Below are 24,763 nucleotides of genomic sequence, written 5' to 3'. Positions count from 1 at the left end.
AAAAAAATGAAATCGGCATTGAAAGTTTTGTTTTTTTTTCGCATGTTACTCTCAAAATAAGCAAGCCTTTAAATATATAATTTTTCAGTTAAAAATGGGTCTAAATTCATATTCTTTTCGGGTTCGATATGCAGAAACCGACCAAATGGGGGTTGTTTACCACGGAAACTATGCACAGTATTTTGAATTGGGTCGGGTAGAGTGGTTGAGAGCCATGGGGATTACCTACAAGAGTATGGAGGATAATGGCATAATGCTACCCGTAATTTCCTTACACATCAACTACAAAAAGTCTGCGCTGTACGATGATTTGTTAACTGTAAAGACGCAACTCAAATCCAAACCAATGGTAAAAATTGAGTTCGATTATACCTTAATCAATGAGTCAGGTGAGTTGTTGGCCACCGCAAATACCGTTTTGGCTTTTATGGATAAAAAAACAGGGAGGCCCATAAAATGTCCGGATTATATTTTGGAAAAACTGGATGATTGAATTTTTTCAGAAGTCGGAAGTCAGAAGTCAGAAGTCAGGTGTTGGGAGTCTTTGTTCTTATGTCTAACAGCGCAGCGGTCTTTTGTCCAACAGCAAAGCGGTCTTGACCCAATCAATCCATCATGATCACATCTACACCATGCATTTCGTCGAAAAGTTGAAATATTTCTTCTGATTCACTTAACCGAACCGAAATAACAAGCTCACAATCCAACTCCATTTTTTGGGAAACAATGTCCAAATCTTTCTGTTTGATGGTTCGCATTACAAGATCCATAATCGGATATTCAAATTGTAACCTTAATTGAGCTTTAATGGTCTTTGTGACGATCTTGGCACTTTCCAAGGCCATCTGTGCAGCAGTTTTGTATGCCTGAATCAAACCGCCGACCCCAAGTTTGGTACCGCCAAAAATTCGGGTGACGGTAACCAGCACATTGGTCACACCAAAAGATTGTATTTGCCCGTAAATGGGCATTCCCGCCGAATTGTTGGGCTCCCCATCATCATTGGCCCGGTATGTTTTTTTTTCGGTTCCCAATTGCCAAGCATAGCAAACATGGTTGGCCGTATGGTGTTTTTTTCGAAGTTCCTCGACAATCAGTTTTACATCATCTTCCGAAGCAATGGGATGTACCGCAGCATAGAATTTACTCTTTCGGTCCTTGTACAAAATCTCGGGTGAAGGTTTGTTGACGGTCTTGTAAACATCTTCTTTTTTATCCATCAGAACAAAGCTACCAATATTATACTCAAAATGGCCAAGGCAACACCGCCCCAGTTTTTTGGGCTTAGCCTTTCCTTAAAGAGTAAGATTCCGAATATAGTAGAGAACATTACAATGGCGACATTATTTAAAGTAAAGATAGCAGCGCTGCTCAAAATGTCTGCACGCAACGCACGAATCAAAAAATAGATGGAGAAATAGTTGGGTACGCCGAGGGCAATTCCCCCCACTATATTTTTTAAGTTGATTTTCAACGGAGTTTTTACCGCTTTCATTCCAATAAAGATAAACCCGGTCAAAGCGGCAGAAGCAAAAATCATAGAAGAGAAAAAAGGAATCTCTTGGTCGGTCAAATGGACTTCCTCAAAATACTGAATACTGGTATCGATAACACCGGAACCTAAAAACACTAATAAAGGAAGTATCAGCGCCTTTCTATTGATTCTGATACTCTTCTCTTTAATTGAGGCCAAGTATACGGCAACCAATGCCAATAGAATTCCAATAATCTGAAGCCAACTCAAATGTTCCCCATAGAGCACAACACCCATAACCACGGGAATGGCCAATGACATTTTGGTAGCTACAGAGGCGACGGAAACACCAGAAACTTGGGCAGTTTTGGCCATTAGGTTGAAGATTACAATAAAAAGTACACCTAGTACTATAGGGCCGATAAACCACGATTTGTTAGTGAGGTCGCTTATGCCAACGGGGCCATCATACAAAAAGAAACCCACCGTACAGGCCACAACATAGTTGGTGATAATGGCATATAGCGTCTGGATTTTAAAAACATCAAACAGTTTAAAGACCACAAAAATCAAGGTGGAGCTCAGAACACTCAAGATAAGGTATACCATTTACAGTTTTGATTTTAGCTCGGTTACGTCCTCTTTGCCCACTTGCAAGTTCCAGACATTAATGCCGAGTACTGCCGCGGAATCGGTATTCTCTTTTACATCATCCACAAAGAAAGTTTCAGGAGCGTTAAGTTTATGTTCTTCCAACACAAATTCAAATATATCAGAATCTGGTTTGCGCATCCCCATTTCGTAGCTCAAGTAGAATACATCGAACGCATTTTTAAACCGATTGAACCGTTCCATGCCCATTTGCTCCTTCACACATTCGATATGTAGGTCGTTGGTGTTGCTTAACAAAATCATTTTGAACTGATTTTCTGCTGCCAATTTCTCAATAAACCTTAATCGATAATCTGGAAAATCCAATAAAATGGAATTCCACGCTTGCATTAAATATTCCCTACTTGCATTGGGAAAATGTTCGGATACTTCGTCTAAAAAATTTGACGAGCTTATAAACCCTTTCTCATACGTTTGAAATAAATTATCCAGATCAGGGGTCAATCCGGTAAAACCATGTTGTACCATTGCCTTGGCCGTTGCCGGTTTGTCCAGATTGATGAGTACATCGCCAAAATCAAGAATAATGTTTTTAATCATTGGAATAAACGGTTAAGGTATCGGTCAATATCTTGTTTTGATGCAGTAAAATTCCTAGTAATTTCGGAGCTGGCAGACCGCTTTTAAAACAAATGGCGCCTTTAAAAACGCGTGCTTCGTCCCACAGGTTTTCATCCATAAAGGTTTGAAGCGTTTTTGCCCCACCTTCAATAATTACGCTGGTGATGTTATGTTGATGAAGCACATCACAAATTTGAGCGGCCAATGGTTTTGAAAAATCTAGCACAGCATAATCCATACCTTTAATATATAACGATTCGTCCCTTACCTCTGTCAAAACAATTGTCTGTACCGATGTATCCAAAATATGAAAACTCGAATCAATCCTTAAATTTTTGTCCAAAACAACGCGAATCGGGTCTTTGCCAGCCCAATTGCGCGTGGTCAGTTTAGGATTGTCCTCCAAAACGGTACGGGTTCCCACCAGAATGGCCTGTTCCTGACTACGCCATTGGTGCACCAACTGCTTGGAATGGGCATTGGTAATCCAAAAAGGCTCAGGACTCTCTTTTCGTAAAGATGCATCGGGTGCCAAAAAACCATCATCGGACTCTGCCCATTTCAAGATAATGTAAGGTCTTTTTTTCTCTTGAAAGGTCAAAAATCGTTTGTGATGTTTACGGCATTCATCCTCAAGAACACCTATGGTGACCTTGCATCCCGCATCTTCCAATTTTTTGATGCCTTTGCCCGCCACTTTATCGTGGGGATCCTGTAACCCGATAAATACTTCTTTGAGTTGGTGCTTGGCTATCAAATCCGCACAAGGAGGTGTTTTTCCATAATGGGAACAAGGCTCCAAGGTAACATATAATAATGATTCCTTCAGCAAACTCTTGTCCTTGACCGAGTTGATGGCATTCACTTCGGCATGGGGACTTCCGTAGGGGTCGGTAAATCCTTCACCGATAATTTTTTTATTGTGAACAATCACACAACCCACCATTGGATTGGGAGCCGTGGTTCCAAGGCCTTTTTTGGCCAGCTCAATGCAACGAAGGATGTATTTTTGATGTATATTCACCCCGCAAAAATAGAACATTAAAAACAGAATATGGGAGATACGGTGATTCGTGAAATAACCCCCGAAGACAACACACAGGTGGCCCAAGTAATCCGGAAAGTTTTCGAGGATATGGGTGTGCCCAAAGTAGGAACCGCTTATGCGGACAAAGCTTTGGACGATATGTATTCCAATTACAATGTGCCAAAGGCAGTTTACTTTGTGGTGGAGCACAAGGGACGAATTATTGGTTGTGCCGGTGTTGCACAATTGGACAACTATGATTGGAATGTTTGCGAGCTTCAAAAAATGTACTTTTTGGAAGAGGCCAGGGGCAAAGGTCTTGGCGCCAAAATGATTGCCGTCTGCTTGGAAAAAGCCAAGGAGTTTGGTTTTGAGCAATGCTATTTGGAGACCATGCCCTATATGGAAGCCGCCCAAAAACTGTACAAAAAGCACGGTTTTGAATATATAGACGCCCCAATGGGGAACACGGGACATTATTCCTGCCCGGTTTGGATGCTTAAAAAGTTGTAATGCTCCTCAAAGAAATCAAAGATATTTTCCATAAGGAACTGGGTGACATCTACCCCAAAGAAGAAGTCGATTCTTTTTTTTACGCTTGTATTGAGCATTACCTAAAACTGGAACGCTTTATTTTGGCCATTCAACCTAATCTTGTTTTGACCAAAGAAGAAGAACAGCCCCTTTTTGAAGCACTCTCAGAATTGAAGTTGGAAACACCCCTTCAATATATTTTGGGAACGGCCCATTTTATGGATATGGAGCTTCAGGTAAACGAAAATGTGCTGATTCCGCGTCCAGAGACCGAAGAGCTTGTACAATGGATTTTGGAGGATAGTCAGGTAAAAAAACAGTTTAAATTGGACGCTGAGCGGAGTCGAAGCGTCATTTCGACTCCGCTCAATGACCGTTCTTTACGAATTCTGGACATCGGAACAGGAAGCGGATGTATTGCCATTGCTTTAGCAAAAAACCTCCCTAGTGCGCAGGTCTATGCATTGGATGTTTCGGAAAAAGCTCTGGAAGTGGCACAAAAAAATGCGGAATCCAACAAAGTTGATGTTATTTTTTTAAAACATGACATCCTTGCCCCTGAATTTGAGCTTGGATTTGGACTTGATTTCGACATCATCGTATCCAACCCCCCCTATGTTAGGGAGTTGGAAAAGGAGAAAATCAAAAAAAATGTAAAGGATTTTGAACCATCCACGGCCCTTTTTGTATCCGACGAAGACCCATTGCTTTTTTACAAAGCCATCATGGACTTTTCGAAAAAGCATCTAAAGGAAAATGGAAGATTGTACTTTGAAATCAACCAATATTTGGGCAAGGAAACCGAAGCACTTTTCAAAGCCCATAATTTTTCGGAAATTGAACTGCGAAAAGACATCTTTGGCAACGATAGAATGCTAAAAGCAATTAAGAAATGAACATCCAAGATAAAATAACCTCCCTACGCAATGAGCTAAGGGAGCATAATTATAAATACTACGTGCTCGATGAGCCCTCCATTTCCGATTATGAGTTTGATATGAAACTCGAAGAGCTTCAGAAATTGGAAGCGGAGCACCCTGAATTTTACGATCCCACTTCGCCCACCATACGAGTGGGGGGAATGGTTACCAAAAACTTTGAGACCGTTCCACATGAACATCGCATGTATTCCTTGGACAATTCGTATTCCAAGGAAGACTTGGAGGATTGGGAGAAACGGGTTCAGCGTATTCTTGGGGATGCAGAAGTGGAATTTACCTGCGAGTTGAAATATGATGGGGCTTCCATCAGTCTAACTTATGAGGACGGAAAATTGGTGAAAGCCGTCACTCGGGGCGATGGTTTTCAAGGTGATGATGTGACCAACAACATCAAAACGATTAAATCGGTTCCTTTGCAACTAAAAGGAGACTATCCGCCAAAATTTGATATTCGTGGGGAAATTATCCTAACCCTCGAGGGCTTCGCAAAAATGAACGCAGAGCGTGTTGAAGCAGGCGAAGACCCTTATATGAACCCTAGAAATACCGCATCCGGAAGTTTAAAACTTCAAGATAGTGCCTTGGTGGCCCAACGCCCGTTGGAGTGTCTTTTGTACAGCATCGCAGGTGATGATCTTGGGGTAAGCTCTCAGTTTGAAGTCTTGGAAAAAGCAAGATCATGGGGGTTTAAAGTGCCGACGGTGGCCAAACTTTGCAAATCCACAACAGAAGTGATGCAGTTTGCGGATTATTGGGAAGTGAACCGTCACAATCTGCCCTACGAAACAGACGGAGTAGTAGTGAAGATAAATAGCATCCAGCACCAAGACGAGCTTGGCTATACGGCCAAATCACCGCGCTGGGCCATGGCCTACAAGTTCAAGGCGGAACAGGCCACCACAACTTTAAACAAAATCACCTATCAAGTTGGGCGTACAGGTGCGATAACCCCTGTGGCCAACTTAGCTCCTGTTTTGTTGGCAGGAACCACGGTAAAACGTGCTTCTTTGCACAATGCGGACCAAATTGCCAAGCTTGATGTTCGCGAAGGGGATTCCGTATTTGTGGAAAAAGGAGGTGAAATCATACCTAAAATTATTAAGGTCGATTTTACCAAACGGGATGCTGGCTCCAAACCTACCGAGTATATTACCCACTGTCCCGAATGTGGCACTGAATTGATCCGTAAAGAAGGCGAGGCCCAGCATTTTTGTCCAAACGATATGGGTTGCCCCCCTCAGATAACCGGGCGCATCCAACACTTTATTTCCCGAAAGGCCATGGATATTGAAGGTTTGGGGGGCGAAACGGTGGAATTGCTCTTTAAAGAAGGGTTAATCGGTAATTATGCAGACCTCTATACCTTGACCAAGGAACAAATTTTGCCATTGGAACGTATGGCTGATAAATCGGCCGAGAACTTGGTGAATGGCGTACAGGCATCCAAGGAAATTCCGTTTGAACGGGTGCTTTTTGCTTTGGGGATTCGATATGTAGGTGAAACGGTTGCCAAAAAACTGGCAAAAGCCTTCAAAAATATTGATGCTTTGATGGTTGCTTCTCAAGAACAATTGATTGCAGTGGATGAAATTGGTGAGCGGATTGCGGAAAGTGTGGTGAACTTTTTCTCGGAGCCCGCTAATGTGGAGATTATTGACCGATTAAAATCCTACGGATTGCAATTCTCATTGTCCGAGGAGCAATTGGAAAACCAAACGGATAAATTCAAGGGGCAGACCTTTGTGGTGTCCGGCGTGTTTGAATCTATCAGCAGAAACGATTTAAAGAAGATGATCGAGGACAACGGAGGCAAAGTGTCTTCGTCCATATCTTCAAAAACAAGTTTTTTGGTGGCTGGGGACAAAATGGGTCCAAGTAAAAAAACAAAGGCGGAAACCTTGGGAGTACCCATAATCTCGGAACAGGAATTTTTGCAAAAACTGGAAGTATGAAACCCAAAACGTTCGAAGAATTTGAATCTACACTAGATCAACACGAACCTCCAAAAGAATGGCCAAGAGCTTTGCAATCCCTTTGGTTTGATGCGAGGGGAGATTGGGAATCTTCCCATGACATTGCCCAAGATATCCATTCGCCAATGGGTAGTTGGATTCACGCCTATTTACACCGAAAAGAAGGTGACAAGTGGAATGCTGGTTATTGGTACGGTAGAGCGGACAAGCCCTTTCCTGAATATAGTTTGGAAGAAGAATTGAAAGTGTTGGTCGAGGCTAACCTTTGATCAATTTACAGTAAGCAGTTTGCAGCACGCAGTAAGCAGTCCGCAGTAATTGAATAACCCCTAACTCTAAACCCCAAACTTCAGAAGTCTTGGTTCTTGTGTCCAAAGCGCAGCGGTCTTGTCTCTCTTTTCTTCGCTCTTGAACTTGGTGCTTGAGCCTGAACTTTTTTGACTCCCCACTGCATACTGCAAACTTCCCCATCAACCCAACCCCTGCATCCATCAATCCAAACGGGGCATTGGTAAGATCGTGCCCAAAACTCTCCCGCGAACATCGCATCTTGTCCCAATACTTATAATCAAAAACAAAAATGTTATGAAACACATTGAAAGGAAATTAGGTGTGGCACTGATGGCCACGGTCATGCTCTGGAGCTGTGGCAAAGACGATGGCCCTATACCGCCAGCACCGAACCCAACGCCAGAACCTGAGCCCGTTGAGGAGACCAACTCGCCTCCCGTAATCGAGGCACAGGAGTTCACCGCAGGGGAAAGCATTACGGATGCCGATATCATCGGCACGGTGACCGCCACCGATGCAGACGGGGACGGGCTCTCCTTTGAGCTGACCGAGAATGACAATGACCTCTTTTTGCTGACCACAACAGGGGAGCTCACCCTCGCCGAGGGCAAGACACTGGACTACGAGACCGCCACGGAGCACACTATTACCATAAGCGTAACCGATGGAGAGGAGACCGCCGAGGCCACAATAACAATAACCGTGGAGGATGTAAATGAGAGCATGGCCGAGGACCCAACCTCCTTTATCACCATTTGGAAGACCGAGACCGATGGCGAGGAGATTATTATCGGCATTAACGGTGACTACTCCTACAACTACGCTATAGACTGGGGCGATGGCACGGAGGAAGAGCTTACCGATGCAGATGGAAAACCGACCCATGTTTACGACACATCGGGCACCTATACCGTGGCCATACAGGGGGAGTTTCCTGCTATTAAAATGGGTAGTTTGGGAGAAGAAAGTTCTTCGAAGCTTTTAAGCTTGGAACAATGGGGCAACATTCAGTGGAAGAGTTTTTGGGGTGCTTTTGCCGATTGTGAAAACATGGTCTATAATGCCACGGATGTCCCCGATCTTTCCAACGTGACTGATATGAGCGGTATGTTCGATGGTGCCGCCTCCTTTAACGGGGATTTAAGTGCTTGGGGGGCAAAACTGAGCAACGTGACCAATATGAGTAGTGTTTTTGATGGGGCCACTTCTTTTAATGGGGACATTAGTACTTGGGACGTAAGCAATGTAACGGAGATGGATTTTATGTTTCGAAATGCCGAATCCTTTAATGGGGATATCGGCGGATGGAACGTGGGCAATGTTGCCAATATGAACGAAATGTTCAGAGGCGCCGTTTCCTTTGATGGAGATCTTAGTACTTGGGATGTAAGCAATGTTACTGATATGAACAGTATGTTCGCTGGAACCACTTCCTTTAACAAGGATTTAAATGCTTGGGGCACAAAGTTAGGCAATGTGAAGGATATGGGTTTTATGTTCTATAACGCTCCTTCTTTTAATAGTGACCTTAACGGTTGGGATGTAAGCAATGTCACTAACATGAGTAGTATGTTTAGCGGAGCCACTTCCTTTAGTGGGAACATTAGTGATTGGAATACAACAAGTGTAACAAATATGAGGTATATGTTTTATGAAGCCGAATCCTTTAACGGAGATCTTAGCAATTGGGACGTGAGCAATGTGACCAATATGCAAGGTATGTTCCAATTCGCGGATGTTTTTAATGGGGATATCAGTACTTGGGATGTAAGCAATGTGGTGAAAATGACCGCTATGTTCTCTGGAGCCTCGTCATTTAATAGAAATTTGGGTAATTGGAATATCAACAATGTGGATGGTCTGGAAGTCATGTTAAATAATTCAGGAATGACGCCTTCCGCATATAGTGCCACATTGTTGGGTTGGGCAAATAATTTGGCTAATATGCCCACTGATATAGAGTTGGGTGCTTCGGGTATGGCCATTCTATGTACCCCTGATATTATTGCTGCAAGAAATTCATTGATCATAAACAAAGGGTGGACCATTGTTGGGGATACTCCTTGTCCATGATAAAGTGAGCAAAATTATATTTAAAACATGCCACTGAGGCCTTCGGGTTTCTCGGTGGTTTAGTTTTTTGGTTTTTTCAGTCACTTGGTTACTCTGTTATTGCGTTACTAGGTTACCTGAGTTTGATGTTTGCACTTGACACTTGGTACCTGTTATTCTGAAAGAGCAGATCGATTGAAGAATTTCCCAGACATTAAGGAGGTGGAGATTTTTCGCTTTCGCTCAAAATGACACTGTTGACCGCCCACTGCGTTATTCGGTTATTTGCTGCTAGATGTTGGAAGCCCGATGCCCGAAGTTCAAAAGCATGCCTGTTCGTGCAAATTTGAGAAATTAGTGTCAAAGCGCAATAACCAAATAACTTCGTAACTCTGAACTCTGAACTCTGAACTTGAGTCTTGGGTCTTGGCTATTGTTTCTCTTCCCTTAGTGCTTGAACTTGACGCTTGAGTTTGTCATTCCTGCGAAGGCAGGAATCCATCCTCATAGAGATCCAAAACAGTAAAGTTGGTGAGATTCTTCGCTTCGTTCAGAATGACACAGGTTGTGAGACCCTGAAACCTGTCTTTGCCGGTAGGCGGTCGCTCGAAAAGATATTTACCTGAGTTAGATTGTTAATGAAAAGTAAATCAGAGTTTTAATCCCAAAGTGTCAGGTCGAGCGCAGTCGAGACCTATTTAACAGTTCGAAAATTTAAAAGACTTCTCGACTTAAGTTTATCTTGAGCGCAGTCGAAAGGCTCGAAGTGACATAATCTTCGACATCATAAACCGCTGATTTTCAATATATTTAATTTCATAACAATAATCGAACTCAGGTTATTTGATATTTTTGTTTCTTACAAACATCAAACAGTAATACTTACCCCATTAGCAGAAGCATTTTTGTCCGTATCGAAATAAAAATCGATTCGACCCAGATTAATGCCGAAGCACCCCACTTGATTCACTAATACGGAATTTCCATTTTGGTTGGTGCGCACATCGGGTTTGTCCAAAAAGGTATGTGTATGTCCGCCAATAATCAAATCGGTATGGTAGGTTTGTTGTGCCAATCGGGTATCACACGGTCTTTCGGGATTTTTGTAATCGTAGCCCAAGTGCGAAAGGCAGACTATCAAATCGCATTGTTCTTCCTCTTTCAATTGCTTCTCTGTATCTAGGGCAATTTCGTATGGGTTCAAGTATTTGGTTTCTTTATATAGTTTTTTGGTTACTAAACCATCCAACTCAATACCAAGACCATATACTCCGATTTTTACACCATCAACCATGTAGATTTTATAAGGTTTTACATAACCATCCATCACGGTATTGGAAAAGTCGTAGTTAGCGGAAATCATTTCAAAAGTGGCATGGGGCATCTGTGCCAACAGTCCATTTATGCCATTGTCAAAATCGTGGTTCCCAATAGTGGATGCGTCATACTTGAGCTTGCTCATCAATTTAAACTCCAATTCACCTCCATAAAAATTGAAATAGGGCGTTCCTTGAAAAATATCACCCGCATCAAAAAGAAGGGTGTTCGGGTTTTCGTTTCGAATCTGTTCCACCAAAGTGGCCCTGCGCGCAATTCCTCCCAAGTTCGGAAATTTAGAGTGTGAAGAAGGGAAGGTGTCAATATGGCTGTGCACATCGTTAGTGTGCAGTATTGTGATTTGTTTTTTGCCCAAATTGGAACAAGAGCTTAAGCTTAGTCCCCCCAAACCAATAAGGGTGGAGGCTGCGGTTGTATTTGTTATAAAATCTCTTCTCTTCATTGCTAGTTCAATGTTTTTATGCGATCGTCCGCAACTGCCTTAAGCGTATCTACTTTTTTTAAATAATCGATTATGGCATTTCGTAAAAGGTAATCGGTTTTGGTTGTTGAAATAATTTCATCAAAAAAACCAACACTTGGACCACCATTTACCAAATAATCGGAAGTGGCCACGTAGTAATTTCGGTTTTCATCAAAAGGCTGTCCTTGTATATTTACGGATTCAAGTGAGCGGTTTTTATCAGTAACAATCTGTATGCCCGATACTGGATGTCTTCGGGAGGACTTTGCCACAAAGTTGATAAGCTCTCTTGTTGCGGAACCACTTAGTTCAACCACTTCAATATAATTTTCAAAAGGCATCACCTCATAAGCATTACGGGCACTGACGTTACCTTCGGAAATTACGGAACGTACCCCGCCGGCATTCAGCACCACAAAATCCAACTTTTCCCCCGATCTAGAGTTGAAAATGGGAGTAGCCTGCTCAAAAACAATGTCGGCCATTAGGTTGCCCATGGAAGAGGTACGTTCCCCATCGTCCAGCAAAAGAGGAGCAGGGGCATAGGCCAAGGTACTGTCCAGTACTTCGTTGATCCTTTTTTTGTAGGGTTCCACAAAACTGGCTATGGAATCGGTTTGGGCAATGGTAGAGTTGATGGGAATTTGCTTGCCTTTGATTTCGGTAAGTTTCCCCGTATCATTTTTACAGGAAATCAAAAAACAAAAAGTTACAAATGCAACAAATTGTTTGAATTTTAGATTGTTCACGTGCGTATCTTTGTTAAGTCGTCTTGGTAGATTATTTACCTTTGTAAAAATCATCAAAAATATGTTTTTGAAAGGACTCCAAGACAAATTTAAGGTTAAATCCGGGCTTAAATATTTACAGGGGGAAATGGAAAAGCCCTCAAAGTCTGTGACCAGGGAGAAGGGAATAACCAGCGTTGGCTGTATAGTGGATGTTGACAATTTCCAGAAAGCGGAGGCCTTTTATGAGCTTATTGATGAGTTCGGGTTAAGGCCCAACGCTATAAAAATTATTGGCTATAAGCGGGAGTACGACAAAAATTCACCTTATGCCATCCAAATGTTCTCCGATAAGGACCTTGGATGGAAAGGCCAAATAGAGAACGGCTATGTTCTTGAGTTTTTGGGCAGGGAATACGATATGTTGGTCAATTATTACGAAGAGGACAATTTAATGATGAAGTTGTTATCCGTGAGAACCCCCGCTCGTCTCAAGGTTGGGTTAGGTGCCCAGGACTCCAAGGTCAACGATTTAATCTTAAACATACCCTTGAATGATTTTAAATTGTTCAAGAGTGAGTTGAAAAAGTATTTAAAGGTCTTAAACGAAATTTGAACAAATGGAACAGTTGATCGGAACAGGAGTCGCATTGGTAACTCCGTTCAGAGAAGATTTATCGGTAGATGTAGATGCATTGGAAAGGATAGTTGAACACAATATTCAAGGAGGTGTGGATTATTTGGTGGTATTGGGAACAACGGCCGAATCTGCAACCCTTTCCCAAGCAGAAAAACAATTGGTGGTCGATATTGTAGTGCGTGCCAATGCTGGCAGGCTTCCATTGGTGCTTGGTGTGGGAGGCAACAATACAATGGCTGTTGCCAACGAATTAAAAACATTGGATTTATCCGAGATTGATGCCATTCTCTCCGTATCGCCATATTACAACAAACCTACGCAAGAAGGCATATACCAACATTTTAAAGTAATTGCCGAAGCATCGCCCATACCAATTGTACTATACAATGTACCTTCTAGGACGGGAAGCAATATGCTGCCCGAAACTACCTTAAGGCTGGCCCGTGATTTTTCCAATATCGTGGGAATCAAAGAAGCATGTGGGGATATGGTGCAGATAGGTGAGATTGTCAAAAACAAACCAAAAGGGTTTTTAATTATTTCTGGCGACGACCCCACGGCATTGCCAACTGTTTTGGCAGGTGGGGCCGGAGTTATTTCGGTTTTGGGCCAGGGATTACCAACGCTTTTTTCGGATATGATCAAACTGGGTTTGGAAGGCAACTCAAAGGATGCTTATGAAATCCACCATAAACTATCAGCTTTAATGTCCCTTATTTTTGAGGAAGGTAATCCAGCAGGCATCAAAAGTATCTTTGAAAACAAAGGTATTTCACGAGCAGTTGTTAGGCTACCATTGGTTGAGGCAACCCCTGCATTGAAAGAAAAAATAAGCGTGTCGCTAAAGTCACTGGATAGGGCTCGTGTTTAAAATTCGTTAAATGTTGCCCAAATTCTTGGGGATTGGCTATTGTACCCTTTACATTTGAGTGGTAAAAATTCTTTTTTTATATCCATTCAATATCACTAATTTTGCAAAATGTTTTTGAATATGAGGTCAATACTCCTTTTTTGTTGTGCAATGGCACTTCTTGTATCCTGTAGCGAGTACCAAAAGGTACTGAAGGAAACTGATGTGAAGGCTAAATACGATATGGCCGAGAAATTGTACAACGAGGGTGATTATAAAAGGGCAGTTCGTTTGTTTGAGCAAATTGCGCCCAAATACGTTGGTAAACCCCAAGGAGAGCGGGTAATGTTCTTTTTTGCCGACAGTTATTTCAAGAAAGGTGATTATTATTTGTCAGGTTATCAGTTCGAACGTTTTATAAAATCTTATCCACGAAGTGATAAAATCCAAGAAGCGAGCTTTTTGGGAGCAAAAAGTTACTACATGCTGTCTCCAAAATATTCTTTGGACCAGACGGAAACGGATAAAGCCTTGTTGAAGCTCCAAACCTTTATCAACAATTATTCCGAATCGGAATATTTTGAGGAAGCCAATGCCATGGCCAAGGAGCTGACCACCAAGAAAGAGAAGAAACAGATAGAAATAGCGAAACAATTCAACAAATTAGGAAAATTTAACCTGCCTGTTTTGATTTCTGCTATAACGGCATTCGATAATTTTATAACTGATAATCCAGGTTCGGTATACAGGGAAGAAGCCCTTTATTACCGAATTGAAGCAGCTACAGAGCTGGCTTTGAACAGTACAATGGACAAGAAGAAAGAGCGATTGGAAGATGCTCTTGACTCATATAATAATTTAATGCGCTATTTTCCAGAGTCGAAATTCAAAAAAGAAGCTGATGAACTTGCTGAAACGATTCAACAGGAATTGAGTGTATATACAACTTCCTTATCCAAATAAAAATTAGTTTTTAAACCACTGCACATGCAAGATTTGAAAAACACCAAGGCCCCGGTTTCCACAGTAACACTCAACAGAAACGAGTTTGACGAAAAAACCGAAAATATATATGAAGCTATTTCCATAGCTTCAAAAAGAGCTATCCAAATCAATTCTGAAATAAAAAAGGAGTTGTTGGAAAAGCTTGAAGAGTTCGCCACATACAGCGACAGCTTGGAAGAAGTGTTCGAGAACAAAGAACAAATCGAGGTTTCCAAGTTTTACGAAAAGTTGCCAAAACCACACGCTTTGGCAGTGCAAGAGTGGTTGGAGGATAAAATTTACTACAGGAATACAGAGAAAGACGCCTAAGAAATGCTTAGCGGTAAAAATATCCTTTTAGGAATTTCCGGGGGAATTGCCGCCTACAAGACCACATTTCTTGTTCGTTTACTGATTAAAGCTGGTGCCCAGGTCAAAATTGTAATGACCCAGAGTGCCAGCTCTTTTGTTTCGCCCCTTACATTGTCCACACTTTCCAAGAATCCAGTTTTGATGGATTTTGTGAACGAAGAAGATGGAAGTCTCTCTTGGAACAACCATGTGCAGCTCGGTCTTTGGGCAGATATTATGCTGATTGCCCCCGCTACGGCCAACACCCTATCTAAAATGGCCAACGGAACTTGCGACAATTTGCTTTTGGCCACTTATCTATCCGCAAAATGTCCGGTTTACTTTGCTCCGGCCATGGATTTGGATATGTACAAACATCCATCCACCAAGAACTCTCTGGATAAACTTGAATCTTTTGGCAATACGATGATTCCAGCAGAATCTGGCGAACTGGCCAGCGGCTTGCATGGAGAAGGGCGTATGGCAGAGCCTGGGAACATTGTAGCGTTCATTCAGGAAGATTTGGGCAAAGGACTCCCGCTTTCAGGAAAAAAAGTACTGATTACGGCAGGGCCAACCCATGAGGCCATTGACCCCGTTCGTTTCTTGGGAAATCGTTCCACTGGAACCATGGGGTTTGAGCTGGCCAAAAAAGCAGGCGATTTGGGAGCAAAGGTTGTTTTGGTTTCAGGTCCAACGCACTTGAATATCAACCACAATTCCATTCAACTGATACGGGTAACCTCTGCACAAGAAATGTACGAAGTATGTCATAATCATTATGCAGACATGGATATTGCCATTTGTGCTGCTGCCGTAGCTGATTATCGACCTAAATCCATCGCAACGGAAAAAGTAAAGAAAAAAGCGGGCGAAATGTTCATTGAGTTGGAACGTACTCCGGATATTCTCATGTCGCTCGGCGAAAACAAAAAAAATCAATTTTTGGTAGGTTTTGCCTTGGAGACCCAGAACGAACTGGAAAATGCCAAAGGCAAGCTCAAAAGAAAGCATTTGGATGGCATTGTACTTAACTCATTAAAAGATGATGGTGCCGGATTTGGAGGCAGCACGAATAAAATCACCTTTATAGATAAGAATTCGGAGATAAAAACGTTTGATTTGAAGACGAAGCCCGAAGTGGCTTCCGATATTTGGGAAGAAATCATCTCCAGAATCCATGCGTAAAATACTGTTTTCCGTTTTTCTATTGCTTGTTACCCTTGCTCTTCCGGCACAGGAACTGAATTGTGAGGTAACCGTGAACTCTGATCAAGTGGGCCAGACCAACCAGCAGATTTTTAGGACTTTGGAGCGTTCCCTCAATGATTTTGTGAACAAAAGCAAATGGACGAACAGGGTATATCGCGATAATGAACGGGTAAATGCTCGGATGTTCATTACCGTTACCCAATACGAATCGGACCGTTTTGAGGCCAATATCCAAATTCAGTCAACAAGACCCGTGTTCAATACCACTTACGAAAGCCCCGTGTTTAATTACAAGGACAATTCCTTTAATTTTCAGTATCAGGAATTTCAACCTTTGGTGTATAATCCAAACAATTTCGATTCCAATCTAGTAGGTGTTATTTCGTACTACGTCTATATTATTTTAGGGTTGGATGCCGACACCTTTTCCCTGGAAGGCGGGAATGACTTCTACCGTCAGGCCCAAAATATTGTAACACAGGCACAAAGTTCCAGTTATAGCGGATGGAGTCAGGACACTGGTGATCGCAGCCGTTTTGAATTGGTGGATAACCTATTGAGCAATTCCTTTAGGGAATATCGAATCGCCATGTACAATTACCACAGAAAAGGACTCGATATCTTGGCGGACAACAACAGTACGGGCAAACAAATTATAGCAGGAAGCCTACGTTTATTTGAAACACTCATTAGCCGTAGACCCAATGCCTTTTTGATTCAGACTTTTTTTGATGCAAAATCAGAGGAAATCCAAAACATCTTCTCCGATGGTCCCAAAGTGGACATTGTAAAACTCAAGGAAACCCTCAATAAAGTGGCTCCATTTTATTCCAGCACATGGAATGAAATAAATTACTAGTGCAGTTCTATAAAGAGGTTTATCTTTACGGGTAAAATCTTCAATATTGCTAGTAAATCTATCCATCCAAAATTATGCACTGATTGATGATGTAAGTGTTTCGTTTTCTAACGGATTCACCACAATAACTGGGGAAACCGGGGCAGGAAAATCGATACTCTTGGGAGGCCTTTCCATGGTATTGGGAAAGCGTGCCGATTTATCATCACTAAAAAATACGGCACAAAAATGCGTGATAGAAGCAGAGTTCGATGTGTCCAAATACCAACTCCAGTCTTTTTTTGAGGATAATGATTTGGATTATGATGACAAAACCATTCTTCGTCGGGAAATACTGCCCAGCGGAAAATCCAGGGCGTTTGTGAACGATTCTCCCGTTACTTTGGATGTGATGCGGGCACTGGGCGACCAATTGGTGGATGTGCATTCCCAGCACCAGACCATGCGCCTTACCGAAAATGATTTCCAGATGAAGGTGTTGGATGCTTTGGCAGATAACTCGGAAAATCTTTTGGGGTACACACAGGAACTTGAAAAGTTGAGAACGGCTTCCAAGGAGCTTCAAAAGTTGGAGGATTTTCAGACTGAAGCAGATAAAGAACACGATTACAACAGTTTTTTGCTTGAAGAATTAAAGGCTGCAAAGCTCAAAGAAGGCATGCAGGAAGAGTTAGAGGCCGAATATGAGCAATTGAGCAATGTGGAGCAGATTATGGAGCAATTGTCCGCGGGACATCAATTATTGAATGATGAACAATTGGGCATTGTAGGCAGGCTTACCGATTTAAAACGGGCATTTCAAGGTTTAACGGATTTTGGGGCTGACTATAAATCGTTGAGCGATAGGATTCAATCTGTATTGATTGAAACCGACGATATCGCTTCTGAACTGGAACAATTAAAAGATAAGGTGGAAGCCAATCCAGAGCGATTGGAGGTGGTTAATGGGCAATTACAACAATTGTACGACCTTCAGAAAAAACACCATACCGATTCGGTATCAGAATTGATTGCTATTCGGGAGGAATTAGCTCAAAAAGTGGATGTCGTGGCCAATATTGAGTCCAAAATCAAAGAAAAAAGAGAAGAGGTTTCAGCTATCGCCAAAAAAGTGGATGCATGGGCGCAAAAAATAAGCGACGGTAGAAAATCCGTCATCCCAAAGTTGAACGAAAGGCTTCAGGCAAACTTGGCATCTTTGGGTATGCCATCAGCTACGTTTAATATTGAGGTGAGCCCATCCAAATCGTTCAAAACCAACGGAAAGGATGATTTGGTATTCTTATTTTCCGCGAACAAGGGTTCCAATTATGGCGAACTGAAAAAAGTAGCATCAGGCGGGGAACTTTCCCGTATTATGTTGACTATAAAATCCATTTTAGCGGAGTATGAAAACCTGCCCACCATGATGTTCGATGAAATTGACACTGGAGTTTCGGGAGAAATATCGAACCGAATGGGGGAGATTATGCAGCAAATGAGCAGTACCATGCAGGTGTTTTCCATTACCCACTTGCCGCAGGTCGCATCAAAAGGAAACTACCAATTCAAGGTCTATAAAGAAGAAGGTGCGGAAGGAACAAGCACACACATCAAACAATTAAGCACTGATGAGCGTGTGCGAGAACTGGCAGAAATGTTGGGTGGTAAGTCCTTATCCGAATCCGCTTTGGCCCATGCTAAGGAGCTGTTGCAGTAGAACTATATTCCATGTTAATTTCTCCATTAAAATTAAGGACCGTCACCCTGAATTTATTTCAGGGTCTCATTAAATAAGCCATTGAATGGATGAGATGCTGAAACAAGTTCAGCATGACTGGAATCTATATATTTGTGTAGGGTTAACATTCAAATAGTTTAAATATCTTTGTCGCACAATCAACAATTGCAAAAAATTATGGCATACAATCTTTTAAAAGGTAAAAAAGGAATCATTTTTGGAGCTCTGGATGCAAACTCCATTGCTTGGAAAACCGCAGAACGTGTTCATGAAGAGGGAGGTACATTTGTACTTACCAATGCGCCCATCGCTATGCGTATGGGGCAAATAAATGAACTTGCGGGAAAAACCATTTCAGAAATTATTCCCGCAGATGCCACTAACGAAGAAGACCTGAAAAACTTGGTGGAGAAGTCCATGGAGATTTTGGGTGGAAAATTGGATTTTGTGCTTCATTCCATAGGAATGTCCGTAAACGTTAGAAAGGGAAGGCACTATACAGACGAGAACTACAGCTTTACCGAGAAAGGTTGGGATGTATCCGCACTATCTTTCCACAAAGTAATGCAATCACTTTACAAGGCGGAGGCTATGAACCAATGGGGGAGTATAGTTGCCCTAACCTATATGGCGGCGCAAAGAACCTTCCCCGATTACAACGATATGGCCGATAATAAGGCGTATTTGGAGTCTGTGGCGAGAAGTTTTGGTTACTTTTTTGGAAAGGAACATAAAGTAAGAGTGAACACCATTTCCCAATCTCCGACTCCAACCACTGCAGGGCAAGGCGTAAAAGGATTTGATGGATTTATCAATTATGCGGAAAAAATGTCGCCATTGGGCAACGCCACAGCAGATGATTGCGCCAACTACACTGTTTCACTTTTCTCCGATTTGACCAAAAAGGTGACTATGCAAAACCTCTTTCACGATGGAGGGTTCTCCAATACAGGGGTAAGCCAAGAGGTTATTGATGAATTTTCGGAGTAAACCACTTTGCATTAAAAAATAGTGTCAAATCGAGCGCAGTCGAGATTTCTTTTGTTAATTATAACTTTTAAAGGTTCTCGACTGCGCTCGAACTGACAAACTTCTTTCTAGAGTTCCTATTTAAAAAATGAACATGCTTTTCTCCATAATAGTTCCGGTTTACAATAGGCCAGAAGAAGTTCGTGAGCTTTTGGAGAGTCTTCAGCAACAAGATTTCCAAAAAGATTTTGAAGTGGTTATTGTGGAAGATGGCTCTACGGAACGTTCGGAGGACGTCGTGGAAAAGTTTCGGGACAAACTCACCATTTCCTACTATTTCAAAGAAAACTCAGGTCCTGGGGATTCCAGAAACTTTGGGATGCAAAAGGCCAAGGGGAATTATTTCATCATTTTGGATTCGGATTGTATCCTCCCAAAACAGTATTTGACCGAAGTGGACAAGGAACTTGCAAGGGAGTTTGTTCATTGCTTTGGAGGACCAGATGCAGCCGATGCTTCGTTCACCACTGTACAAAAGGCCATAAACTATGTAATGACCTCTTTTTTAACTACTGGAGGCATACGGGGAGGGGAAAAGACTGTGGGAAAGTTTCAACCTCGTAGTTTTAACATGGGCATTTCCAAAGATGCTTTTGAAAAAGCGGGAGGTTTTGGCAGAATTCATCCAGGCGAAGACCCAGACCTTACCTTCCGGGTTTGGAAAGCAGGGTTTGAAACCAGATTGTTTCCAAAAGCTTTTGTGTACCATAAAAGACGCATAGACTGGAACAAGTTCTATATTCAGGTGAATAAATTTGGTATGGTTCGGCCCATTCTAAATAAATGGCATCCTGGAACGGCCAAGCCCACCTACTGGTTTCCAACTTTGTTTATGCTGGGAATGTGCGTTGCCATAATCTTGGCTATAATAGGACTTTGGTTGCCCTTGATGTTGTACGTGTTCTATTTTTCAATTTTATTCTTGGATGCCTTAATACGGAACAAAGACATAAAGGTGGCCATTTTAACCATTTATGCTGCCTTGGTCCAATTTACGGGATATGGAATTGGTTTTTTCAAGTCCACAATGTTGCTTAACTTTAGTAATAAGGAAGCAGAGGAACTGTTTCCCAAACTATTTTTCAAGAAAAAATAAAAGTGTTAAAAAAGCTATTGAACGGCCTCAATCAAAAGAAAGCGAAAGTATTTTCGTTGTTCCTGTTGTGCTCCTTTTTTGCTTGGTTTATCAGCAACCTTTCTGAAACGTATGAGTCAAGGGCCTATTTTACACTAAATTATCGAAATCTTCCCGACTCGTTGTTGTTGGGGAAGAATTCAAATGATCAAATTGAGGCCAAACTCCGAACCAGTGGCTTTCAATTTTTATACTATAAAATTTTTAAGCGCCGTATTGATATTGATGTCTCTGAAGTAGAATTCCAAAATGGTGATTTTGTGTTGAGCAAAGAGGTGTTGATCAAACAAATGGATCAGCAATTATCACAGAACATATCACTTTTGGATTTGGACAGGAACCAATTGGAAGTAGATCTCTACCAAGTGGATTCCAAGAAGATACCCATACAGGCGAGGGTGGATTTACAGCTTCAGCAAAACTATATTCTTGATGGGGAAATTAAGGTTTCACCAGATTCGGTTGAGGTGAAAGGACCAAAAAATGAAATTGATACCATCAAATCAATAAAAACATCATCCATACAACTAACCAATGTCAATGCCGATTTTTCCAACGAAGTTACCCTGATTTTCCCAAAAGGACTGGACAACAGTATTTTTTCGGTAGGTAGGGCAAAGGTTTTTGGCAAGGTCTCAAAGTTTTCAGAAAAGATTTTTGAGGTACCTGTGCAAGTGCTGAATATTCCCGAAGGGTACCAAGTAAGGACCTTTCCCAATTCAGTAACGGTATTGTGCAAGGCGACTATTGAGCGTTTAAAGGAAATTTCGGTCTCCGACTTTGAAATTGTTGCAGATTATGGGCAATTAAATGGAGCTGAAAGTAGTACTTTGTTCTTGGAGATTACACAAAGCCCACAAAAAGTATACGATATAAGGCTTGAAGAAAACACTGTAAATTTTGTTTTGGAACAGCAATGATGATAGTTGGACTCACAGGAGGGATAGGAAGTGGAAAAAGTACCGTGGCCACAATGTTCATGGAACTTGGCATTCCTGTGTATGATTCTGACATGGAGGCCAAAAAGTTGATGGCTACATCAACAAAAGTTAAAGCAGCCATCATGGATTTGTTGGGTAAAGAGGCTTATAGCGATGATGGCCTGAACAGGTCGTATATAGCGGACAAGGTGTTTAAAGAGCCTGAGTTGCTCGAAAAACTCAATGGGATTGTACATCCGGCCGTTCGAAAACATTTTTTGGAGTGGGCCAACCGTCAAAAATCGCCCTATGTAATACAAGAAACTGCATTGATTTTTGAAAATGATGCCCAGGACAAATATGATTGTACTATCTTAGTAACAGCACCTGTAGAAACTCGGATTAAAAGAGTAATGGACAGGGATAAAGTTGAAAAGCAAGCTGTTGTTGATCGGATAAACAACCAATTGAAAGATGAACAAAAGCTCGACTTAACCAATTTTTCAATAGAAAACCTTGAATTGGACAAAACCCAAAAAAAGGTTAAAGAACTACACCTCAAACTTTTAGCTTTAGCATCTAAATTTTAACATTTATGTTAAGTTTTGGTTAAACGCTAAAATTACTAAATGTTAAATTTTTAATTTTACATCGATGAACAAGAAGCTATTCGTTCTTCTGGTTGTCCTTATGAGCTTATCCCTTTTAGGGATAATTTTCGTGCAAGTTTATTGGATACGTACATCCATAAACGATAAAGAGGAACAATTCTCAAGAACAATCACGGACATATTGGACAAGGTAGCGAGTAGGGTGGAGAAGCGCGAGATGAAGGATTACTCAGACCTTATAGCTTCTATGATTGATAGTATTGGTGAGCCGAAAAGTGCCCAGTTCAAAAATTTTATGTTTGTGGAAAGGGACCTCAATTCCGACGAAATCCTTTTTTACTCCCATGGAATTCTTGAAGAAGATTACAAAATAAACTCAGCGTTCTTTGATAATACGTTAGTTGGTAACGACACCACTACGCTTAAAAACATTACAAGCCGAAGAACCAAACAAATTTTCAAGGAAGAGTCTGGTTTGGATGGTAGAATTTCTCATTTGACCCCCATTGAGAAAATAACGAAAATCGGGAACCTCAGCAGCATAGAGAAGGCCCAGTATGAAGACGTTTTCATGGAATATGCTAAAATTCAACCTATTCATAAACGAGTTTCCAATCAAGAATTGGAACTGCTCCTTAGTCAAGAACTCAGCAATAGAAACATAGATATAGACTATGAATATGGAGTGTACAGTCAAGGTTACCCCACCAAAGTGCGATCTAGGAAATTTAAATTTTCCGATTCCAAAATGTACAAGGCACCCATTTTTAAGGATAGTGAAGGAATGTCCAACTTTTCACTATTGCTAACATTCCCCAGTATGAAGCGCTACATATTTGGTTCGGTCATGGGAATGGCATTACTGTCACTGGTTTTTACATTGGTGATTATGCTGGCATACTCTAGCGCTATTTACCAATTGATCAAGCAGAAGCGCATCTCTGAGATCAAATCCGATTTCATCAATAATATGACTCACGAGTTCAAAACGCCCATTGCAACCATAAATTTGGCGGTAGAGGCAATTCGAAACCCAAAATCCATTGAGGACAAGGAAAAAGTGTTACGTTATTTGGGCATGATTCGAGATGAGAACAAACGTATGCATGCACAGGTGGAAAATGTACTAAGAATATCCAAATTGGAAAAAAACCAGTTGGACATTAGTAAAGACAGGGTCAATATGCATGATATCATTACTGACGCCATCGCCCACATTGAACTGATTGTACAGGATAGGGGAGGATATGCAAACGCCCACCTTGATGCCGAACGTTCGGAAGTATTGGCGAATGATATGCACATGACCAATGTGATGGTAAACATTCTGGACAATGCGGTAAAGTATTCACCAGAAACGCCTAAAATTGATGTATATACCGAAGTGGTGAAAAACAGCATCATTATAAAAGTGCAGGATCAAGGAGCAGGTATGAGCAAGGCGGTGCTCAAAAAAGTATTTGAAAAATTTTACCGGGAACATACCGGCGACATACACAACGTTAAAGGCCATGGATTAGGATTGGCCTACGTAAAACGAATTATAGATGATCATCAAGGTGAAGTTTATGCAGAAAGTGAAAAAGGAAAAGGAAGCACCTTCTTCATTAAACTACCTTTAATTTAAAAGCAAACTATGGAAACAGAGAAAAAGAAGATACTATTGGTAGAGGACGATCCAAATTTTGGAATTGTCCTGAAAGATTATTTGAACATGAACGATTTTGATGTCGTTCTGGCCAAAAACGGAATGGAAGGTTTTGAGAAGTTCAAAAAAGACAACTACGATGTATGTATTTTGGACGTAATGATGCCTTACAAGGATGGATTTACCTTAGCAAAGGAAATCCGTGAGAAGAACGAAAACGTTCCGATTATCTTTCTTACTGCCAAGACCATGAAAGAGGATGTTCTAAAAGGTTACAAAGCGGGAGCAGACGATTACCTGAACAAACCTTTCGATTCTGAGGTTTTACTAATGAAGCTGAAGGCTATCCTTCAAAGAAAAGCTTCAAGTTCTTTGGCCGATAGCAAGCAATTTGAATTCGAAATTGGAAATTTCCATTTGAACTCCAAACTTCGTTTTTTAAAATATAAGGATGAAGAGCCCATCAAACTATCTCCAAAAGAGAACGAACTGTTACGTTTGTTGGCACTTCACGAAAACGATTTGATGCCAAGAGAGTTGGCGTTGACCAAAATCTGGAGAGATGACAACTATTTCACTTCCAGAAGTATGGACGTGTACATCGCCAAATTGAGAAAATATCTCAAAAAAGATGACTTGGTGGAAATCCTTAACATTCACGGAGAAGGTTTTAGGCTTGTTGTAAAAGCTGAAAACGAGCAGTAAACAAGTTTCACCCCAATATAAAGCCGCCTTCTGGCGGCTTTTTTT

The 24,763-nt window shown here is 41.5% G+C and carries 26 protein-coding genes; 19 read left to right on the top strand and 7 right to left on the bottom strand.

Annotated features, from left to right (window positions below):
- Positions 1 to 94: 94 nt before the first annotated feature.
- Complete coding sequence (locus tag MURRU_RS17210) at positions 95 to 493, top strand: acyl-CoA thioesterase (RefSeq protein WP_014034764.1); 399 nt, start codon at positions 95 to 97, stop codon at positions 491 to 493.
- Positions 494 to 605: 112 nt separating this feature from the next.
- On the opposite strand, the gene MURRU_RS17205 is transcribed toward MURRU_RS17210, so the two are convergent.
- From MURRU_RS17205 to ribD, 4 genes are read right to left on the bottom strand one after another with little or no spacing between them, the layout of a single operon-like run.
- On the bottom strand, positions 606 to 1,220 hold the full coding sequence (locus tag MURRU_RS17205) for an IMPACT family protein (protein ID WP_014034763.1): 615 nt from the start codon (positions 1,218 to 1,220) through the stop codon (positions 606 to 608).
- Positions 1,220 to 2,083: a DMT family transporter gene (locus tag MURRU_RS17200; protein ID WP_014034762.1), complete on the bottom strand. Its 864-nt coding sequence runs from the start codon at positions 2,081 to 2,083 to the stop codon at positions 1,220 to 1,222. Before MURRU_RS17200 ends, MURRU_RS17205 begins: the two co-directional genes overlap by 1 nt.
- Positions 2,084 to 2,686: an HAD family hydrolase gene (locus MURRU_RS17195; protein WP_014034761.1), complete on the bottom strand. Its 603-nt coding sequence runs from the start codon at positions 2,684 to 2,686 to the stop codon at positions 2,084 to 2,086.
- Positions 2,679 to 3,749 (bottom strand): bifunctional diaminohydroxyphosphoribosylaminopyrimidine deaminase/5-amino-6-(5-phosphoribosylamino)uracil reductase RibD, encoded by a 1,071-nt coding sequence (gene ribD / locus MURRU_RS17190; RefSeq protein ID WP_014034760.1) that lies wholly within the window; start codon positions 3,747 to 3,749, stop codon positions 2,679 to 2,681. Before ribD ends, MURRU_RS17195 begins: the two co-directional genes overlap by 8 nt.
- A gap of 12 nt (positions 3,750 to 3,761) precedes the next feature.
- Here ribD and MURRU_RS17185 point away from each other — a divergent pair, with 12 nt between their 5' ends.
- From MURRU_RS17185 to MURRU_RS17170, 4 genes are read left to right on the top strand one after another with little or no spacing between them, the layout of a single operon-like run.
- The gene (locus tag MURRU_RS17185; RefSeq protein ID WP_014034759.1) at positions 3,762 to 4,247 is read left to right on the top strand and encodes a GNAT family N-acetyltransferase; all 486 of its coding nucleotides are present in this window, start codon (positions 3,762 to 3,764) and stop codon (positions 4,245 to 4,247) included.
- Positions 4,247 to 5,164: a peptide chain release factor N(5)-glutamine methyltransferase gene (gene prmC / locus MURRU_RS17180; protein WP_014034758.1), complete on the top strand. Its 918-nt coding sequence runs from the start codon at positions 4,247 to 4,249 to the stop codon at positions 5,162 to 5,164. The genes MURRU_RS17185 and prmC overlap by 1 nt, the downstream gene beginning before the upstream one ends.
- Complete coding sequence (gene ligA, locus MURRU_RS17175; protein WP_014034757.1) at positions 5,161 to 7,161, top strand: NAD-dependent DNA ligase LigA; 2,001 nt, start codon at positions 5,161 to 5,163, stop codon at positions 7,159 to 7,161. Before prmC ends, ligA begins: the two co-directional genes overlap by 4 nt.
- A complete protein-coding gene (locus MURRU_RS17170; protein WP_014034756.1) occupies positions 7,158 to 7,451 on the top strand; it encodes a hypothetical protein in 294 nt (97 codons plus the stop codon). Before ligA ends, MURRU_RS17170 begins: the two co-directional genes overlap by 4 nt.
- On the opposite strand, the gene MURRU_RS17165 is transcribed toward MURRU_RS17170, so the two are convergent.
- Positions 7,441 to 7,731: a hypothetical protein gene (locus tag MURRU_RS17165; protein WP_014034755.1), complete on the bottom strand. Its 291-nt coding sequence runs from the start codon at positions 7,729 to 7,731 to the stop codon at positions 7,441 to 7,443. The genes MURRU_RS17170 and MURRU_RS17165 overlap by 11 nt on opposite strands.
- Before the next feature lie 36 nt (positions 7,732 to 7,767).
- On the opposite strand from MURRU_RS17165, the gene MURRU_RS17515 reads away from it, so the two are divergent.
- The gene (locus MURRU_RS17515) at positions 7,768 to 9,546 is read left to right on the top strand and encodes a BspA family leucine-rich repeat surface protein (RefSeq protein WP_014034754.1); all 1,779 of its coding nucleotides are present in this window, start codon (positions 7,768 to 7,770) and stop codon (positions 9,544 to 9,546) included.
- A gap of 847 nt (positions 9,547 to 10,393) precedes the next feature.
- On the opposite strand, the gene MURRU_RS17155 is transcribed toward MURRU_RS17515, so the two are convergent.
- Positions 10,394 to 11,305 (bottom strand): metallophosphatase, encoded by a 912-nt coding sequence (locus tag MURRU_RS17155; RefSeq protein ID WP_014034753.1) that lies wholly within the window; start codon positions 11,303 to 11,305, stop codon positions 10,394 to 10,396.
- 2 nt (positions 11,306 to 11,307) lie between these two features.
- Positions 11,308 to 12,129: a 5'-nucleotidase C-terminal domain-containing protein gene (locus MURRU_RS17150; RefSeq protein ID WP_014034752.1), complete on the bottom strand. Its 822-nt coding sequence runs from the start codon at positions 12,127 to 12,129 to the stop codon at positions 11,308 to 11,310.
- A gap of 7 nt (positions 12,130 to 12,136) precedes the next feature.
- Here MURRU_RS17150 and MURRU_RS17145 point away from each other — a divergent pair, with 7 nt between their 5' ends.
- The 13 genes from MURRU_RS17145 to MURRU_RS17085 all read left to right on the top strand — a co-directional run bounded on the left by MURRU_RS17145 (position 12,137) and on the right by MURRU_RS17085 (position 24,718).
- Positions 12,137 to 12,670 (top strand): DUF6913 domain-containing protein, encoded by a 534-nt coding sequence (locus tag MURRU_RS17145; RefSeq protein ID WP_014034751.1) that lies wholly within the window; start codon positions 12,137 to 12,139, stop codon positions 12,668 to 12,670.
- A gap of 4 nt (positions 12,671 to 12,674) precedes the next feature.
- Positions 12,675 to 13,565, top strand: coding sequence for a 4-hydroxy-tetrahydrodipicolinate synthase (dapA, locus tag MURRU_RS17140; protein ID WP_014034750.1), 891 nt, complete (start codon positions 12,675 to 12,677; stop codon positions 13,563 to 13,565).
- Positions 13,566 to 13,673: 108 nt separating this feature from the next.
- A complete protein-coding gene (locus MURRU_RS17135; RefSeq protein ID WP_014034749.1) occupies positions 13,674 to 14,507 on the top strand; it encodes an outer membrane protein assembly factor BamD in 834 nt (277 codons plus the stop codon).
- A 24-nt stretch (positions 14,508 to 14,531) separates the two neighbouring features.
- On the top strand, positions 14,532 to 14,858 hold the full coding sequence (locus tag MURRU_RS17130; protein WP_014034748.1) for a DNA-directed RNA polymerase subunit omega: 327 nt from the start codon (positions 14,532 to 14,534) through the stop codon (positions 14,856 to 14,858).
- Positions 14,859 to 14,861: 3 nt separating this feature from the next.
- Positions 14,862 to 16,067, top strand: coding sequence for a bifunctional phosphopantothenoylcysteine decarboxylase/phosphopantothenate--cysteine ligase CoaBC (coaBC, locus tag MURRU_RS17125; protein WP_014034747.1), 1,206 nt, complete (start codon positions 14,862 to 14,864; stop codon positions 16,065 to 16,067).
- Positions 16,060 to 16,950 (top strand): type IX secretion system protein PorD, encoded by an 891-nt coding sequence (gene porD, locus MURRU_RS17120; RefSeq protein ID WP_014034746.1) that lies wholly within the window; start codon positions 16,060 to 16,062, stop codon positions 16,948 to 16,950. The genes coaBC and porD overlap by 8 nt, the downstream gene beginning before the upstream one ends.
- Before the next feature lie 46 nt (positions 16,951 to 16,996).
- Positions 16,997 to 18,649, top strand: a complete 1,653-nt coding sequence (gene recN / locus MURRU_RS17115) for a DNA repair protein RecN (protein ID WP_014034745.1) — start codon at positions 16,997 to 16,999, stop codon at positions 18,647 to 18,649.
- Positions 18,650 to 18,847: 198 nt separating this feature from the next.
- Positions 18,848 to 19,660, top strand: coding sequence for an enoyl-ACP reductase FabI (locus MURRU_RS17110; RefSeq protein WP_041801676.1), 813 nt, complete (start codon positions 18,848 to 18,850; stop codon positions 19,658 to 19,660).
- Between the two features lie 127 nt (positions 19,661 to 19,787).
- Positions 19,788 to 20,795, top strand: coding sequence for a glycosyltransferase family 2 protein (locus tag MURRU_RS17105; RefSeq protein WP_041801674.1), 1,008 nt, complete (start codon positions 19,788 to 19,790; stop codon positions 20,793 to 20,795).
- A 2-nt stretch (positions 20,796 to 20,797) separates the two neighbouring features.
- The gene (locus MURRU_RS17100) at positions 20,798 to 21,754 is read left to right on the top strand and encodes a CdaR family protein (protein ID WP_041801672.1); all 957 of its coding nucleotides are present in this window, start codon (positions 20,798 to 20,800) and stop codon (positions 21,752 to 21,754) included.
- Complete coding sequence (coaE, locus tag MURRU_RS17095; RefSeq protein ID WP_014034741.1) at positions 21,751 to 22,344, top strand: dephospho-CoA kinase; 594 nt, start codon at positions 21,751 to 21,753, stop codon at positions 22,342 to 22,344. The genes MURRU_RS17100 and coaE overlap by 4 nt, the downstream gene beginning before the upstream one ends.
- Positions 22,345 to 22,408: 64 nt before the next feature.
- Positions 22,409 to 23,992: a sensor histidine kinase gene (locus MURRU_RS17090; RefSeq protein WP_014034740.1), complete on the top strand. Its 1,584-nt coding sequence runs from the start codon at positions 22,409 to 22,411 to the stop codon at positions 23,990 to 23,992.
- 9 nt (positions 23,993 to 24,001) lie between these two features.
- Positions 24,002 to 24,718 (top strand): response regulator transcription factor, encoded by a 717-nt coding sequence (locus MURRU_RS17085; protein WP_014034739.1) that lies wholly within the window; start codon positions 24,002 to 24,004, stop codon positions 24,716 to 24,718.
- Positions 24,719 to 24,763 lie beyond the last annotated feature (45 nt).

This window comes from Allomuricauda ruestringensis DSM 13258, assembly GCF_000224085.1.
GTDB lineage: Bacteria > Bacteroidota > Bacteroidia > Flavobacteriales > Flavobacteriaceae > Flagellimonas > Flagellimonas ruestringensis.
The sequence above is the reverse complement of the archived record's forward strand: the minus strand, read 5'-3'. Positions and strand labels throughout refer to the sequence as shown.

Excerpts from the sequence above, each read along its gene's own strand:
- MURRU_RS17105 (WP_041801674.1), top strand. The coding sequence starts at position 19,788 with ATGAACATGCTTTTCTCCATAATAGTTCCGGTTTACAATAGGCCAGAA.
- MURRU_RS17170 (WP_014034756.1), top strand. The coding sequence starts at position 7,158 with ATGAAACCCAAAACGTTCGAAGAATTTGAATCTACACTAGATCAACAC.
- MURRU_RS17110 (WP_041801676.1), top strand. The coding sequence starts at position 18,848 with ATGGCATACAATCTTTTAAAAGGTAAAAAAGGAATCATTTTTGGAGCT.
- MURRU_RS17085 (WP_014034739.1), top strand. The coding sequence starts at position 24,002 with ATGGAAACAGAGAAAAAGAAGATACTATTGGTAGAGGACGATCCAAAT.
- MURRU_RS17145 (WP_014034751.1), top strand. The coding sequence starts at position 12,137 with ATGTTTTTGAAAGGACTCCAAGACAAATTTAAGGTTAAATCCGGGCTT.
- MURRU_RS17210 (WP_014034764.1), top strand. The coding sequence starts at position 95 with ATGGGTCTAAATTCATATTCTTTTCGGGTTCGATATGCAGAAACCGAC.
- MURRU_RS17155 (WP_014034753.1), bottom strand. The coding sequence starts at position 11,305 with ATGAAGAGAAGAGATTTTATAACAAATACAACCGCAGCCTCCACCCTT.
- MURRU_RS17185 (WP_014034759.1), top strand. The coding sequence starts at position 3,762 with ATGGGAGATACGGTGATTCGTGAAATAACCCCCGAAGACAACACACAG.
- dapA (WP_014034750.1), top strand. The coding sequence starts at position 12,675 with ATGGAACAGTTGATCGGAACAGGAGTCGCATTGGTAACTCCGTTCAGA.
- MURRU_RS17135 (WP_014034749.1), top strand. The coding sequence starts at position 13,674 with ATGTTTTTGAATATGAGGTCAATACTCCTTTTTTGTTGTGCAATGGCA.
- coaE (WP_014034741.1), top strand. The coding sequence starts at position 21,751 with ATGATGATAGTTGGACTCACAGGAGGGATAGGAAGTGGAAAAAGTACC.
- ribD (WP_014034760.1), bottom strand. The coding sequence starts at position 3,749 with ATGTTCTATTTTTGCGGGGTGAATATACATCAAAAATACATCCTTCGT.
- MURRU_RS17090 (WP_014034740.1), top strand. The coding sequence starts at position 22,409 with ATGAACAAGAAGCTATTCGTTCTTCTGGTTGTCCTTATGAGCTTATCC.
- coaBC (WP_014034747.1), top strand. The coding sequence starts at position 14,862 with ATGCTTAGCGGTAAAAATATCCTTTTAGGAATTTCCGGGGGAATTGCC.
- MURRU_RS17165 (WP_014034755.1), bottom strand. The coding sequence starts at position 7,731 with ATGCGATGTTCGCGGGAGAGTTTTGGGCACGATCTTACCAATGCCCCG.
- MURRU_RS17150 (WP_014034752.1), bottom strand. The coding sequence starts at position 12,129 with ATGATTTTTACAAAGGTAAATAATCTACCAAGACGACTTAACAAAGAT.
- ligA (WP_014034757.1), top strand. The coding sequence starts at position 5,161 with ATGAACATCCAAGATAAAATAACCTCCCTACGCAATGAGCTAAGGGAG.
- MURRU_RS17195 (WP_014034761.1), bottom strand. The coding sequence starts at position 2,686 with ATGATTAAAAACATTATTCTTGATTTTGGCGATGTACTCATCAATCTG.
- MURRU_RS17515 (WP_014034754.1), top strand. The coding sequence starts at position 7,768 with ATGAAACACATTGAAAGGAAATTAGGTGTGGCACTGATGGCCACGGTC.
- MURRU_RS17205 (WP_014034763.1), bottom strand. The coding sequence starts at position 1,220 with ATGGATAAAAAAGAAGATGTTTACAAGACCGTCAACAAACCTTCACCC.
- MURRU_RS17200 (WP_014034762.1), bottom strand. The coding sequence starts at position 2,083 with ATGGTATACCTTATCTTGAGTGTTCTGAGCTCCACCTTGATTTTTGTG.
- porD (WP_014034746.1), top strand. The coding sequence starts at position 16,060 with ATGCGTAAAATACTGTTTTCCGTTTTTCTATTGCTTGTTACCCTTGCT.
- prmC (WP_014034758.1), top strand. The coding sequence starts at position 4,247 with ATGCTCCTCAAAGAAATCAAAGATATTTTCCATAAGGAACTGGGTGAC.
- MURRU_RS17130 (WP_014034748.1), top strand. The coding sequence starts at position 14,532 with ATGCAAGATTTGAAAAACACCAAGGCCCCGGTTTCCACAGTAACACTC.